Consider the following 14,618-nt stretch of genomic DNA (forward strand, 5'->3'; position numbering starts at 1 on the left):
CCGGCCGGACACCGCCCGGACACCGCGGGGAGCGCCCGCCGCGGCCCCCGGCCGCCCGGGCGCGCACCGGCCGGCGCCCCCGGGTGCCGACCGGGATCGGCGGCTCAGGACCGGCCGGTCCGGACCGGCGGCCCCGGACCGGCCGTCCTGTGCAACGACCGGCAGCCCGGCGGGACACGACCGGGTCATGTCAAGGCAAAGCTTCTCCCCCGGCCCTTGAGACGCCACGTTCGTTGCATATACACATCAACGGCACCTCTGTCGCACTCCTGTCCCAGATGCGACGACCAGTCCCACGGCCGCCGCGCCCGGCACAGGGCGCTGCCGCCCCATGACCGAACTGGGGGAACCCACGTGCCACAAGCTGCCCGCAGGCGGCTCTCCCGCATATCCGTGGCGGCGTCCGCCACGGCTCTGATCGCGGGATCGCTCGCCCTCGCGGCCCCCGCGGCCACCGCCTCCGCCGCCGCCCCGACCGGGGCCGCCCGGAGGCTCGCCGGCACCCACCCGGCCTGGGCCACCGCCTCGGCCGACCGGGGCGCCGCCTCCGCGAACTCCACCGCGGACGTCCGCGTCTACCTCGCCGGGCAGGACCCGGCCGGGCTGGCCGCGTACGCCCGCGCCGTCTCCGACCCGGCCTCCCCGCAGTACGGCCGGTACCTGACGCCCGCACAGGCGCGGGCCCGCTTCGGGGCCTCCGCCGCGCAGGTCGACGCCGTCCACGCCTGGCTGGCCGGCAGCGGTCTGAGGGTCGGCCGCACCACCGCCCACTACGTGGAGGTCTCCGGCACCACCGCGGCGCTGGAGAAGGCCTTCGGCACCCGCATCCACACCTACCGCACCGGCGGGGGCGTCCACCGCGCCCCGGCCTCCGACGCGGTGCTGCCCGCGTCCGTCGCGGGCGCCGTGCTCGGCGTCAGCGGCCTCAGCGACACGGTGCACAAGGCCGTCTCGCAGGCCGTGCCGGTGGACCGCAGCCGGCGGTCGGCCTCCCTCTTCGCCCGCGCCGCCTCCGGCGTCCCGGCGCAGAAGGGCCTGCCGACCGTCCCGACCTGCTCCGCCAAGTACGGGGAGCGCACGGCCAAGGGCGCGCCCGCCGGGTACGAGGCGAACGAGCCGTTCGCGCCGTGCTCCTACACCCCGAAGCAGCTCCGCGAGGCCTACGGCGTCAACGACAGCGGGCTGACGGGCAGGGGCGCGAAGGTCGCGGTCATCGACGCGTACGGCCTGCCCACCATGGCGGCCGACGCCTCGCACTTCGCCACCGCCCACGGCGACCGGGCGTTCCGCGCCGGCCAGTACACCGAGTACGTGACGCCGGGGCAGTGGACGCACGAGGACGAGTGCGGCGGCCCCGCCGGCTGGGCCGGCGAGGAGGCGCTGGACGTGGAGATGGTCTACGGCCTCGCGCCCGACGCCCAGGTCGTCTACGTCGGCGGCAACTCGTGCTACGACGACGACCTGTACGACGCCATGGCGAAGGTCGTCGACGAGCACCTGGCCGACGTCGTCACGAACTCGTGGGGCGAGATCATGCACTCCACGGCGGGCGACATCGACCCGGCCGTGGTCAAGGCCGACGAGCAGGTCTTCATGCTCGGCGCCGCCGAGGGCATCGGCTTCACCTTCTCCACCGGCGACTGCGGCGACGACTCCCCCGGGGCCGCCGCCACCGGCGTCAACTGCGAGCCGACCACCAGCCGGGCGCAGACCCAGTGGCCGGCCTCCTCGGTGTGGGTGACCGGCGTCGGCGGCACCGCGCTCGGCACCTCCTCCTCGCGCGGCCGGTACGGCTTCGAGACCAGCATGGGCGACCAGCGCTCGGTGCTCTCCGCCGACCAGAGGAGCTGGAACCCCTTCCCGGGCCGCTTCTACTTCGGCGGCGGCGGCGGCACCAGCGAGGACTTCGCGCAGCCGTGGTACCAGAAGGGCGTGGTGCCGAGGTCGGTCTCCACCACCCTGATGACCGGGGCGAAGGCGAAGAGGCCGATGCGCACCCTCCCGGACGTCTCGATGAACGGCGACCTGGTCACCAGCGTGCTGGTCGGCTACGACGACGGCACCGGGTACAGCGAGGGCGGCTACGGCGGCACCTCGGTCTCCTCGCCGGAGTACGCGGGCCTGCTCGCCGACGCGATCCAGGCGCGGCACGGCCGGGCCGTCGGCTTCGCCAACCCGGGCATCTACGACCGGGCCGGCACCTCGGCGTACCACGACGTCGACGACACGGCCGTGCACGCCAAGCTCGGCAATGTCGTGGACCTCGGGGTCGTCGACGGCAGCCTGCGGGTGCGGCTGTACCGGATCGGGGCGGACTTCGGCCTCAGGGCCGTCCGCGGCTACGACACCGCCACCGGTGTCGGCTCCCCGGCGAAGGACTACCTGAGGTCCTACCTGCCGCGCCGCTGACCCCGCGTCACACCGCCGCAGCACCACGGCACACCACGGCCCAGCGGCACCACCGCACGGAAGCCGGGGCCCGGGATCACCGCGATCCCGGGCCCCGGCCCCTTCCGCCGCCCCGTCAGAAGCTGTCGACCGGGGTGTAGGTGCCCCAGACGCCGCGCAGGGCGTCGCAGACCTCGCCGACGGTGGCGCGGGCGGCCAGCGCCTCCTTCATCGGGTGCAGGACGTTGTCCGTGCCCTCGGCGGCGCGGCTCAGGGCAGCGAGGGCGCGGTCGACGGCGGAGGAGTCGCGGTCGGCGCGGAGCTTGGCGAGGCGCTCGGCCTGCTGGGCCTCGATGGCCGGGTCGACCCGCAGCGGCTCGTAGGGCTCCTCCGCGTCGAGCTGGAAGCGGTTGACGCCGACGACGGTCCGCTCGCCGGAGTCGGTCTCCTGCTGGACGCGGTAGGCGCTCCGCTCGATCTCGGCCTTCTGGTAGCCGCGCTCGATGGCCGCGACCGCCCCGCCCATGTCCTCGACCTTGGCCATGAGCTCCACGGCGGCGGCCTCGACCTCGTCGGTCATCGACTCGACCACGTAGGAGCCCGCGAAGGGGTCGACCGTGTGGGTGACGTCGGTCTCGTAGGCGATGACCTGCTGGGTGCGCAGCGCGAGGCGGGCGGACTTCTCGGTGGGCAGGGCGATGGCCTCGTCGAACGAGTTGGTGTGCAGCGACTGGGTGCCGCCGAGGACCGCCGCCAGGGCCTGGACGGAGACGCGGACCAGGTTGACCTCGGGCTGCTGGGCGGTGAGCTGCACGCCCGCGGTCTGGGTGTGGAAGCGCAGCATGAGCGACTTGGGGTTCCTCGCCCCGAACTCCTCGCGCATCACCCGGGCCCAGATACGGCGGGCCGCGCGGAACTTCGCGACCTCCTCCAGCAGGGTGGTGCGGGAGACGAAGAAGAAGGAGAGCCGGGGGGCGAAGTCGTCGACGTCCATGCCGGCCGCGACGGCGGTGCGGACGTACTCGATGCCGTTGGCGAGGGTGAAGGCGATCTCCTGCGCGGGCGTCGCCCCGGCCTCGGCCATGTGGTAGCCGGAGATCGAGATGGTGTTCCACCGGGGGATCTCGGCCCGGCAGTACTGGAAGACGTCGGCGATCAGGCGCAGCGACGGCTTGGGCGGGAAGATGTACGTCCCGCGGGCGATGTACTCCTTGAGCACGTCGTTCTGGATGGTGCCGGTGAGCTTCGACGACGGCACGCCCTGCGCCTCGCCGACGAGCTGGTAGAGGAGCAGCAGCAGCGAGCCGGGCGCGTTGATGGTCATGGAGGTGGAGACCTCGCCCAGCGGGATGCCGCCGAAGAGCACGCCCATGTCCTCGACGGAGTCGACCGCGACGCCGACCTTGCCGACCTCGCCGTGGGCGATGGCCGCGTCGGAGTCGTACCCCATCTGGGTGGGCAGGTCGAAGGCGACCGACAGGCCCATGGTGCCGTTGGCGATGAGCTGCTTGTAGCGGGCGTTGGACTCGGCGGCGGTGCCGAAGCCCGCGTACTGGCGCATGGTCCACGGGCGGCCGGTGTACATGGACGGGTACACGCCGCGGGTGAAGGGGTACTCCCCGGGCCGGCCCAGCTTCGTCGCGGGGTCCCAGCCCTCCAGGGCCTCCGGGCCGTAGAGCGGCTCGATGGGGAGTCCGGACTCCGAGAGTGCCATGGGGTTCCTCCGCTGGGGGTGAGGGCCGCTGGGGTGAGGGTCGGGCCGCCCCGCCCGGTGCAGGGCGGTGGGAGTCGGAGCCGGTCCCGCACGGCCGGTCCCCGCTCCTGCGGCGCCACGCACTGTAATCGTGCCGCGTACGGCCGCACAGGCGCATCCCCTGGGAGGTTGCTCACACCGGCCTGCGATGATCCGGGGCAGGCGGGGCGCGGGGACCCGGCGCGGAAGAACCCGGCAGGGAAGAACCCGGCACGGAAGAACCCGGCACGGAAGAGCAGCACGGAGCACGGGGCACGGAAGGGGACAGGCATGGACGGGCGGAAGGTGGCGGTGGTCACCGGGGCCAGCAGCGGCATCGGCGCGGCCACCGCGCGGGGGCTGGCGGCGGCCGGCTACCGGGTGGTGCTGGCGGCGCGGCGCGCGGAGCGGATCGAGGCGCTGGCCGAGGAGGTCGGCGGCGAGGCCCGGGTGCTGGACGTCACCGACCGGGCCGCGGTGGACGCCTTCGCGGCGTCCCTGGACCGGGTGGACGTGCTGGTCAACAACGCCGGCGGGGCGATCGGGGCGGAGTCGGTGGAGTCCTCCGACCCGGGCGACTGGCTGGCCATGTACCAGGTGAACGTGATGGGTGTGCTGCACGTGACGCAGGCGCTGATGCCGGCGCTGCGGGCGAGCGGCGACGGCACGGTGGTGGTGCTCTCCTCCACGGCGGGCTTCACGGCGTACGAGGGCGGCGGCGGGTACGTCGTGGCGAAGCACGGCGCGCACGCGATCGCGGGGACGCTGCGGCTGGAGCTGTGCGGGGAGCCGATCCGGGTGATCGAGATCGCGCCGGGCATGGTGCGCACCGAGGGGTTCGCGGTGAACCGCTTCCGCGGGGACGAGGAGAAGGCGGCGGCGGTGTACGCGGGCGTCGCCGAGCCGCTCACCGCCGAGGACGTGGCGGACACGGTGGTCTGGGCGGTCACCCGGCCCCCGCACGTCAACGTGGACCTGCTGGTGGTGCGCCCCCGCGCGCAGGCGGCGCAGCACAAGGTGCACCGGGAGCACCCGAAGGGGTGAACGCGCTCCCGCGCGACACCCGGATCGGGTGAATTCCGGGATCGGCGGCGCGGAGGCCCGGCGGGGCCAGTACCTTGGGAGCGGCCCTGTCCGCGCAGGCGCGGGGGCCGCGACCCTGCCCTGTCCCCGCACTAGCCTGTCCCGCACGGCCCGCCCCGTGCAGACCGCCACCGCAGCAGTCCCGCAGCGCCGCCGGTCCCCCTCCACCGCACGGCACCCGCCCGGGCAGGGGCCCCGGCCTTCCCCGTCCCCCCGGTTCCCCCGGCCTCCCACCCCTCATGAGGAGGACCCGCTGTCCAGCGACGTCCCGGCGCCCCGGCCGCCGGCCCAGGCGCAGGCCCCCGCGGGCCTGCGCAGGTTCAACGACGCGGACCACGGCGCGGCCGAGGAGGCCCTGCTCGCCTGCTGCGGCAGCACCCGCTGGGCGCTGCGGCTGGCCGCCCACCGCCCCTACCCCGACGTGGAGTCGCTGCTGGCGGCCGCCAGCGAGGCCTCCTACGACCTGCGGCCCGCCGACCTGGCCGAGGCGCTGGCGGACGAGAGCTGGATGCCGCACTCGCTGCTGGGCATGCGGGCCCCCGGCAGCCAGGCGGCGCGCACGGCGCTCCAGGCGGCGCACGCCGCGTACGAGGCGCGGTTCGGCCACGTCTTCGTGGTCTGCCTGGAGGCGTGCCCGCCGGAGGAGATGCTGGACGCGGTGCTGGCGTCGGTCCGCGGCCGGCTCGGCAACGACCCGGACGAGGAGCGGCTGGTGGCGGCCGAAGAGCTGCGGCGGATCGCCCTCGGACGCCTGGAACACCTGGTGGCGAGCCCTACGGGGGCGGGCGCGCCGGCCTGAGGGGGGACGTCCGCGGGGCCGGGAGGCCCGTCCGGACTGACCCGGTCGGGGCGGATCCGCGCCGGTCGGGACCCCCGGCAGGCTGGTGCGTTCCCGGCGTCGCTACGATGGCACCGGCCGGTGGACCGTACCCGGCCGGGCTGACCGACACCGAAGCCGGCCGAGCCCCGATCCCGCTTCCGGAGGGTTTTCCGTGCCGGCTGGAACGCTGTACCGCGGCCGGGAAGGCATGTGGTCGTGGGTGGCTCATCGAGTCACCGGCGTACTCATCTTCTTCTTCCTCTTCGCCCACGTACTCGACACGGCGCTCGTCCGCGTCTCTCCCGAGGCGTACGACAACGTCATCGCGACCTACAAGGTCTGGTTCGTCAACCTGATGGAGTACGGCCTGGTCGCCGCCATCCTCTTCCACGCGCTGAACGGCCTGCGGGTCATCGCGGTGGACTTCTGGTCCAAGGGCACCCGCTACCAGCGGCAGATGCTCTGGAGCGTCGTCGGCCTGTGGGTCCTGCTGATGGCCGGGGCTTTCTACCCGGTGCTGAAGCACACCCTCACGACCTGGTTCGGGAAGTGATCCGCGATGTCCACTGAGACCTCCCCGGTGGAGCTCGTCTCCTCCTCCCAGCCGCACACCGGCAAGGGCCTGTCCGCCGACGGCGTGCACGTCATCGAGCCGCCGCGCGCCCGCACCCCGAGGACCCCGCGGGTGACCCGCGGCAACTTCGAGATGTGGGCGTGGCTGTTCATGCGCCTCTCCGGCGTCGTGCTCGTCGTCCTGGTCCTCGGCCACCTGGTGATCCAGCTGGTCGTGGACGGCGGCGTGTCGAAGATCAGCTTCGCCTTCGTGGCCGGCCGCTGGGCCTCGCCCTTCTGGCAGGGCTGGGACCTGCTGATGCTCTGGCTGGCCATGCTCCACGGCTCCAACGGCCTGCGCACCGTCATCAACGACTACGCCGAGCGGGCCAACACCCGCCTGTGGCTGAAGTCGCTGCTGCTGGTCGCGACCGTCTTCACCGTGCTGCTCGGCACGCTGGTGATCTTCACCTTCGACCCGAACATCTAAGCGGCAGCAGACGAGGCGAACGAGACCCCCATGCAGATCCACAAGTACGACACCGTCATCGTCGGCGCCGGCGGCGCCGGCATGCGCGCCGCCATCGAGTCGACGCAGCGCAGCCGCACCGCCGTGCTGACCAAGCTCTACCCCACCCGGTCCCACACCGGCGCGGCCCAGGGCGGCATGTGCGCCGCCCTCGCCAACGTCGAGGAGGACAACTGGGAGTGGCACACCTTCGACACGGTCAAGGGCGGTGACTACCTGGTCGACCAGGACGCCGCCGAGATCATGTGCAAGGAGGCCATCGACGCCGTCCTCGACCTGGAGAAGATGGGCCTGCCCTTCTCCCGGACCCCCGAGGGCCGCATCGACCAGCGCCGCTTCGGCGGCCACACCCGCAACCACGGCGAGGCGGCCGTCCGCCGGTCCTGCTACGCCGCGGACCGCACCGGCCACATGATCCTGCAGACGCTGTTCCAGAACTGCGTCAAGCACGGTGTGGAGTTCTTCAACGAGTTCTACGTCCTGGACCTCCTCCTCAACGAGGGCCGGACGGCCGGCGTCGTGGCGTACGAGCTGGCCACCGGCGAGCTCCACGTCTTCCAGGCCAAGAGCGTCGTCTTCGCCTCCGGCGGCAACGGCAAGTTCTTCAAGGTCACCTCGAACGCGCACACCCTGACCGGCGACGGCCAGGCCGCCGTGTACCGCCGGGGCCTGCCGCTGGAGGACATGGAGTTCTTCCAGTTCCACCCGACCGGCATCTGGCGCATGGGCATCCTCCTCACCGAGGGCGCCCGCGGCGAGGGCGGCATCCTCCGCAACAAGGACGGCGAGCGCTTCATGGAGCGCTACGCGCCGACCATCAAGGACCTCGCCCCGCGCGACATGGTCTCCCGCGCGATCTACACCGAGATCCGCGAGGGCCGCGGCTGCGGCCCCGACGGCGACCACGTCTACCTGGACCTCACCCACTTGCCGCCGGAGCAGCTGGACGCCAAGCTGCCCGACATCACCGAGTTCGCGCGGACCTACCTCGGCATCGAGCCCTACACGGACCCGATCCCGATCCAGCCCACGGCGCACTACGAGATGGGCGGCATCCCGACCAACGTCGAGGGCGAGGTGCTGCGGAACAACACCGACGTCGTCCCCGGCCTCTACGCCGCCGGCGAGGTCGCCTGCGTGTCGGTCCACGGCGCCAACCGCCTCGGCACCAACTCGCTGCTGGACATCAACGTCTTCGGCCGCCGGGCCGGCATCGCCGCCGCCGAGTACGCCTCCACCGCCGGCTGGACCGAGCTGCCGGCGAACCCGGCCGCCCAGGTCGAGGAGCTGCTGGAGCGCCTGCGCAGCGGCGAGGGCACCGAGTCGGTCGCGGAGATCCGCCGCGAGCTGCAGGAGTCCATGGACACCAACGCCATGGTCTACCGCACCGAGGCCACCCTGAAGCAGGCGGTCGCCGACATCGCCGCCCTCAAGGAGCGCTACAAGAACGTCTCCGTGCAGGACAAGGGCAAGCGGTACAACACCGACCTGCTGGAGGCCGTCGAGCTGGGCAACCTGCTCGACCTGGCCGAGGTGCTGGCCGTCTCCGCGCTGGCCCGCAACGAGTCCCGCGGCGGCCACTACCGCGAGGACTACCCCAACCGCGACGACGTCAACTTCATGCGCCACACCATGGCGTACCGGGAGGTCGACGCCGACGGGAACACCACGGTGCGGCTGGACTACAAGCCGGTCGTGCAGACCCGCTACCAGCCGATGGAGCGTAAGTACTGATGAGCACCCCCACGCTTGAGAAGCAGCCGTCGGCCGGCCCGGAGGCCGGAGCGGAGGCCGCGTCCGGCCTGATCCCGATCACCGTCCGCATCCGCCGGTTCAACCCGGAGGAGCACCCGGAGCCGGTGTGGGTGGACTACGAGCTGCTCGCCGACCCCAAGGAGCGCGTCCTGGACGCCCTCCACAAGATCAAGTGGGAGCAGGACGGCACCCTCACCTTCCGCCGGTCCTGCGCGCACGGCATCTGCGGCTCGGACGCCATGCGCATCAACGGCCGCAACCGGCTGGCCTGCAAGACGCTCATCAAGGACGTCAGCCCGGAGAAGCCCATCACGGTCGAGGCCATCAAGGGCCTCACGGTCCTCAAGGACCTGGTCGTGGACATGGACCCCTTCTTCCAGGCGTACAAGGACGTCATGCCGTTCCTCATCACCAAGGGGAACGACCCGACGCGTGAGCGCCTGCAGTCCCAGGCCGACCGCGAGCGGTTCGACGACACCACCAAGTGCATCCTGTGCGCGGCGTGCACGTCGTCCTGCCCGGTCTTCTGGAACGACGGCCAGTACTTCGGCCCGGCGGCCATCGTCAACGCCCACCGCTTCATCTTCGACTCGCGCGACGAGGGCGGCGAGCAGCGGCTGGAGATCCTCAACGACCGCGAGGGCGTGTGGCGCTGCCGCACCACCTTCAACTGCAGCGAGGCCTGCCCCCGCGGCATCGAGGTCACCAAGGCGATCCAGGAGGTCAAGCGGGCGCTGGTGACGCGCCGCTTCTGACCGTCCGCGGCCGCCGCACGGCGGCCCGCACGCCGGAGGGGGCGGACCCGGGAGATCCCGGGTCCGCCCCCTCCGGCGTGTGCAGGGCCCCGCCCGCGCCGAGCCGGGCGGGCGCGCGTCAGCGGCGCGTCCAGAGCTGCACGACGAAGCCCCGCACGCGGGTCTCCGCGGTGCGGCGGTAGTGGGCGTCGAGCACCCGCTGCAGCTCCTGCTCCCTGTCCTGCCCCGTGGTCCAGCGCCCGCGGCCGGCGAGCATCCACACCCGGGCGTGCGGCAGCAGCACCTCCGCGAACCGCGCGACGGGGACCTCCACCCCCGCGAAGGTGCCGGAGGCGTCGGGGGTCCGCGCCAGCAGCACGTCGGCCGTGCCGCGGAAGGCGTCGGGGTAGACGGCCTCCAGGGAGCGGCGCAGGTCCGGCGCGAAGAGCACCGCGTCGCCGGGCCGCGCCCCGGCGCGGAGCACGTCGGCGGCCCCGCGGAAGTCGTCGGCGCGGGCGAGCGGGGTGCGCAGGTGGCGCTGCTGGTGCAGCTCCACCGCGAGCACCCCGGCCGCCGCGGAGGCGGCGAGCACCGCCCCGGCGGCCACCGCTGCGGTCCGGCGCACGGACGGGGCGAGCGGGCGGACGGCCGCGCGGACGGCGCCCTCCAGGCCGGCCCCCGCGAGGAGGGTCAGGCCGGGCAGGCTGTAGAGGACGTAGCGGTCGTAGTACAGCGGGGTGGCCAGCGACACCGCCATCAGCAGGGCCGGGGGCAGCAGCAGCCAGGGCAGCGCGAGGGCGCGCACCGCCACCGGGGCGCCCGGGCGGCGCAGGGGCACGAGGAGGCCGAGCACGGCGAGGGTGAGGACGGCGGCCGTCACCCTGGGGGCGGGGCCCGCGAAGCTCTCCAGCAGGGCGAGCGGCGTCCGCCCGTCGACCTGCGGCAGCCAGACCACCTGGGCGGCCTGGGAGCTGGAGAGGAGGGCCAGCGGTACGGCGCAGGCCGCGGCCGCGGCCGCCGAGGCCGTCCAGGCCAGCCGGACCCGCCGGCCCGCTCCGCGGGTCAGCAGGACGGCGGCGCCGTGGGCGGGCAGGACCAGCAGGGCGAACTCGTGGAGCAGGCCCACCAGCAGCACGCAGGCGGCGTAGCAGGCCCAGCGGCGCGCGGTGGGCCGCTCCCAGGCCCGCAGCAGGAGCAGGCCGGCCCCCACCACCCCCGCGGTGACCAGGGCGTACGACCGGCCCTCCTGGGCGTACCTGGAGGCGAAGGGGGTGACGGCGAACAGCAGGCCCGCCGTGAGCCCGGTCACGGGGCCCGCCAGCCGGCGGCCGATCAGCGCCACCCCGGCGGCGGCCCCCGCCATCGCCAGCACCGACGGCAGGCGCAGGGCCGTGAGGCCGTGGCCGAACACGAGGAGGACCCCGTGCATGAGGAGGTAGTAGAGGCCGTGGACCGCGTCGACGTGCTGGAGCAGGTGCCAGGTCTCGGACCAGCCGCGCGTCGCCGCGTCGAGGGTGGCGGCCTCGTCCCGCCACGGGCCCCGGCCCTCCAGCCGCCAGAGGCCGAGCGCCAGCATCACCCCGGCGGGCGGCAGCGCCACGGCCGCGCCGGGGGCGCGGAACGGCCGCGGCAGCGGGCGGCCGCCGGCGGGGGGATCCGGTGCGGTGCGTGCGGAGGGGGCTCCCGGGGTGCGGGTACCTGGCGTGGTCACGTGGGTCCTCGGTGCTCAGCGAGCGGATGTCACCAGTTCTGACGACGGAGCCGGCCCATCGGATGCCCGTGGAACGTTAAATGTCCGGTAATCCCCGGTGTCCGGCGCCCTGCCCGCCCTGTGCCCCGCGCCCCGGTTCCGGAGCCGGGCCGGGGGTGCGGGACGCGGGGCGGGACTCCGTGTCAGGGGGCCGGGGTGCTGCGCGCGGCCCGCAGGCCGCGCAGCCCCACCAGGCCCACCAGGGTGCCGAGGACGAAGGAGGTGACGGCCAGGGCGAGGTGGATCCAGAAGTAGGCGGTCGGGTGCGCGTGGCCGCCGCCGGTGAAGGCCTGGCCGGAGGAGTCCTTCCAGAGGTTCTTCACGAAGGTCGTCCAGATGATCCAGCTCCACACGCCGAAGGCGGCCAGGAACCAGGAGGTGCGACGGCTGAGTCTCATCGGTGGCGTCCAGGGGTCCTCGGATGCGGCAGGGGCGTGTCCAGTATGGGCGGTTGCGGTGCGGGACCGGACGGCGGGGCGGCCCGGGGCGCGGACCGGACAGGGCCGGTGCGGGGGCGGTGCGGGGGCGGTGCGGGAGGCGGAGCCGGGGTCGCGGGGGCGGTGCGGGAGGCGCTCCGGGCGGCCCGCACCCGCCGGACGGCGGGGGTCGGTTCCGTCGAAAGGGGGACCCTGACGGCCGGGTTGACGCACGGAGCGCGCCGCCGGGTACCGTCACGACGTGACCAGCGCCGACGACTCCGCGGGTGCCCGGCCGACCGGCGGCATATCCCCCGCAGCGGTTCCCCCGCCCGCCTCCCGACGCCGCCGCGGCCGCGCCCTCGCCGCCTGCCTGGCCGTGGCCGCCGCCTCCGCCGCCGTCCTCCCCTGCGCCGCACCGGCCGCCGCCCGACCCCCGGTCCGGCCCGCCGCGAAGCCCGCCGCGAAGCCCTCGCCCAAGCCGTCCGGGAGGGCCTCCAGACGCCCGGCGCCACCGGAGCGGATGTCCGCCGTGGGCGGCGAACTGCTGGGCCTGCCCGGCGTCCAGGTGCGGCCCCTGGCGGGCGCGCCGGAGCTCCCGAAGGAGATCACCGGCCTCTCCTGGATCGTGAGCGACGCCACCACCGGCGAGGTGCTGGCGTCCAGGAACGCCCACTGGCGGCTGCCCCCCGCCTCGACGCTGAAGATGCTCTTCGCCGACACCGTGCTGCCCCGGGTCCCCCGGCACGCCCGGCACGTGGTGGAGCCGGAGGAGCTGGCCGACATGGGCGAGGGCAGCAGCCTGGTCGGCATCAAGGAGCACCTGGAGTACCGGGTGGAGGACCTGTGGCGCGGGGTGTTCCTGCGCTCCGGCAACGACGCGGTCCACGTGCTCTCCCACATGAACGGCGGCGTGGCGAAGACCGTCCGGGACATGCAGGCCCGGGCGGACGCGCTGCAGGCCGACGACACCCACGTGGTGAGCCCGGACGGGTACGACGCGCCGGGGCAGGTGTCCTCGGCGTACGACCTCACGCTCTTCGCCCGGGACGGGCTGCGCGACCCCGACTTCCGCTCGTACTGCTCGACGCGGACCGCGTCGTTCCCCGGCGACGTCGACCCGAGGACGCACAAGCGGCAGAGCTTCGAGATCCAGAACACCGACCGGCTGCTCACCGGCGCGTGGGGCATGACGCCGTACCCCGGCCTGATCGGCGTGAAGAACGGATTCACCAGCAACGCGGGCAACACCTTCACCGGTGCCGCGGTGCACGGCGGCCACACCCTCATCGTCACCGTGATGCACCCCGAGCCGGTGCACCCCAACCAGGTCTACCTGGAGACCGGGGCCCTGCTGGACTGGGGCTTCTCCGCACTGGGCCGGGTCGAGCCGGTGGGCGCCCTGGTCGGCCCGCGGACGGCGGGCGCCGCGTCCCCGGCGCCCGCGGGCACCGGCCGGCAGGCGCGGCCGGGTCCGGGCGCGGGCGCGGGCGCGGCGGCCGTGCAGGCGGGCAGCACCGACGGGGTCCCCACGGGCTGGGTGGCGGGCGGCATCGCCGCGGTGCTGGCGGCGGGCGGCTGGGGCCTGGCCCGCGGCCGGGCCCGTGCCCGGCGGCGCGCGGCCTGGGCGGCCGCGCCGGGGACAGGGTCCGGAACGGGGTCCGCGACGGGAGGGGGCTCCACGGCGGCGGGCGGGGGCGGCCGGACCGGCTCCACCGCGGTCGGCGGACGGCGCAGGAGGCGGCTCCCGCGCGGCCGCGGCTGACGGACCGCCACGGCTGACGGGCGGCCGCGGCTGACGGGCGCGGTGGTCAGCCGCCCGACGCACCGCCCCCGGGTGCCGGCCGCGGGCCCCTGCCGGGTCCCGGCCGCACCTCCCCGGGCGGGGGCGTGCCGGACTCCTTGCGGAGGTCCGGTGCGCCGCCGGCCCCGGAGGGCGCGGACTCCTCGCCGCCCGCCTCGCGGTAGGCGTGCAGCGCCCGCTCGCGGGCGCGCCGGCGCGCCGCCTCGGGATCGGCCAGCGCCGTCCAGCCGACGCAGTACATGAGCAGCCGGGTGACGAAGTTGATCCACAGGAGCAGGGCCACCGGCACGCCGAAGGCCCCGTACATGGACTTGCCGGCCACCCCGCTGATGTACGACGAGAGCAGCACCTTCAGCACCTCGAAGCCGACGGCACCGATCAGGGAGGCCGCCAGCACCGTGCGGCGGCTCTGGTCGGTGATCCGGGGGAAGGCGGTCAGCAGGTAGGCGAAGAGGATCATGTCGGCGCCCACCGCGATCGCGAACCCGGCCAGCCCCAGCAGCCAGGAGCCCACGCCGCTGCGCTGGAGGCCCAGGGCCTCCGCGACCTGCCCGGTGAGGGCGCTGAACAGGGCGGAGGCGCCGAGCGAGACGGCGGTGGCCACGCCGAGGCCGACGAGGACGCCGACGTCGAGCAGCTTGCGCAGCACCGGGTTGCCCGGCTCGGCGTCCAGCTGCCAGAGCGTCCGGATGGACGCCCGCATGGTGTCCACCCAGCCGAGGCCGGAGACCAGCAGCAGCAGGCCGCTGACCAGGCCGACGGTGCCCGCGTTGCGGACCAGGGCGCCCAGGTCCAGGGAGTCGGCGATGCCGGGGATCTGCTCGGCGATCTTCTTCTGGATGTCCGCGACCTGCTGGTCCGAGAGGGCCGCCGCGGCGAGGGCCATCGCCAGGGTGAGCAGGGGGAAGAGCGCGAGGAACCCGAAGAAGGTGATCGCCCCGGCCAGCCGGTTCCCGCCCAGGCCGTTCACGTGGTCCCAGACGCGGTAGGCCCTGGTGCGCAGCAGGCGGGCGACCAGGGGGCCGACGACCGGCAGCCGGGTCAGGAAGTCCATG

At 74.4% G+C, this 14,618-nt stretch carries 12 protein-coding genes; 8 read left to right on the plus strand and 4 right to left on the minus strand.

The window, feature by feature from the left end; translation table 11 throughout:
* Nucleotides 1-354: 354 nt before the first annotated feature.
* Nucleotides 355-2,409, plus strand: coding sequence for a protease pro-enzyme activation domain-containing protein (locus LO771_RS05400; RefSeq protein ID WP_230648542.1), 2,055 nt, complete (start codon nt 355-357; stop codon nt 2,407-2,409).
* Nucleotides 2,410-2,524: 115 nt separating this feature from the next.
* Here LO771_RS05400 and LO771_RS05405 read toward each other — a convergent pair whose 3' ends face one another.
* Nucleotides 2,525-4,102 (minus strand): methylmalonyl-CoA mutase, encoded by a 1,578-nt coding sequence (locus tag LO771_RS05405; protein WP_230648544.1) that lies wholly within the window; start codon nt 4,100-4,102, stop codon nt 2,525-2,527.
* A gap of 309 nt (nt 4,103-4,411) precedes the next feature.
* On the opposite strand from LO771_RS05405, the gene LO771_RS05410 reads away from it, so the two are divergent.
* From LO771_RS05410 to LO771_RS05435, 6 genes are all read left to right on the plus strand, one after another.
* Entirely contained in the window at nt 4,412-5,164 is a 753-nt protein-coding gene (locus LO771_RS05410; protein WP_230648546.1) for an SDR family NAD(P)-dependent oxidoreductase, read from the plus strand.
* A gap of 292 nt (nt 5,165-5,456) precedes the next feature.
* Nucleotides 5,457-6,002 (plus strand): 2-oxo-4-hydroxy-4-carboxy-5-ureidoimidazoline decarboxylase, encoded by a 546-nt coding sequence (locus tag LO771_RS05415; RefSeq protein ID WP_304944765.1) that lies wholly within the window; start codon nt 5,457-5,459, stop codon nt 6,000-6,002.
* Nucleotides 6,003-6,195: 193 nt separating this feature from the next.
* Entirely contained in the window at nt 6,196-6,576 is a 381-nt protein-coding gene (gene sdhC / locus LO771_RS05420; protein ID WP_230648548.1) for a succinate dehydrogenase, cytochrome b556 subunit, read from the plus strand.
* Between the two features lie 6 nt (nt 6,577-6,582).
* Nucleotides 6,583-7,065, plus strand: coding sequence for a succinate dehydrogenase hydrophobic membrane anchor subunit (locus LO771_RS05425; RefSeq protein ID WP_230648550.1), 483 nt, complete (start codon nt 6,583-6,585; stop codon nt 7,063-7,065).
* Nucleotides 7,066-7,095: 30 nt separating this feature from the next.
* Nucleotides 7,096-8,838, plus strand: coding sequence for a succinate dehydrogenase flavoprotein subunit (gene sdhA / locus LO771_RS05430; RefSeq protein ID WP_230648551.1), 1,743 nt, complete (start codon nt 7,096-7,098; stop codon nt 8,836-8,838).
* The gene (locus tag LO771_RS05435; protein ID WP_230648552.1) at nt 8,838-9,614 is read left to right on the plus strand and encodes a succinate dehydrogenase iron-sulfur subunit; all 777 of its coding nucleotides are present in this window, start codon (nt 8,838-8,840) and stop codon (nt 9,612-9,614) included. The genes sdhA and LO771_RS05435 overlap by 1 nt, the downstream gene beginning before the upstream one ends.
* Nucleotides 9,615-9,732: 118 nt before the next feature.
* On the opposite strand, the gene LO771_RS05440 is transcribed toward LO771_RS05435, so the two are convergent.
* Complete coding sequence (locus tag LO771_RS05440; RefSeq protein WP_230648554.1) at nt 9,733-11,304, minus strand: glycosyltransferase family 39 protein; 1,572 nt, start codon at nt 11,302-11,304, stop codon at nt 9,733-9,735.
* A gap of 182 nt (nt 11,305-11,486) precedes the next feature.
* The gene (locus LO771_RS05445) at nt 11,487-11,741 is read right to left on the minus strand and encodes an SCO4848 family membrane protein (RefSeq protein WP_230648556.1); all 255 of its coding nucleotides are present in this window, start codon (nt 11,739-11,741) and stop codon (nt 11,487-11,489) included.
* 280 nt (nt 11,742-12,021) lie between these two features.
* Here LO771_RS05445 and LO771_RS05450 point away from each other — a divergent pair, with 280 nt between their 5' ends.
* Nucleotides 12,022-13,524: a D-alanyl-D-alanine carboxypeptidase family protein gene (locus LO771_RS05450; RefSeq protein ID WP_374228074.1), complete on the plus strand. Its 1,503-nt coding sequence runs from the start codon at nt 12,022-12,024 to the stop codon at nt 13,522-13,524.
* Between the two features lie 46 nt (nt 13,525-13,570).
* Here the strand turns inward: LO771_RS05450 and LO771_RS05455 are convergent, their stop codons facing one another.
* Complete coding sequence (locus tag LO771_RS05455) at nt 13,571-14,617, minus strand: YihY/virulence factor BrkB family protein (RefSeq protein ID WP_230648558.1); 1,047 nt, start codon at nt 14,615-14,617, stop codon at nt 13,571-13,573.
* Between the last annotated feature and the right edge of the window lies 1 nt (nt 14,618).

It is taken from the genome of Streptacidiphilus sp. ASG 303 (assembly GCF_020991365.1).
GTDB lineage: Bacteria > Actinomycetota > Actinomycetes > Streptomycetales > Streptomycetaceae > Peterkaempfera.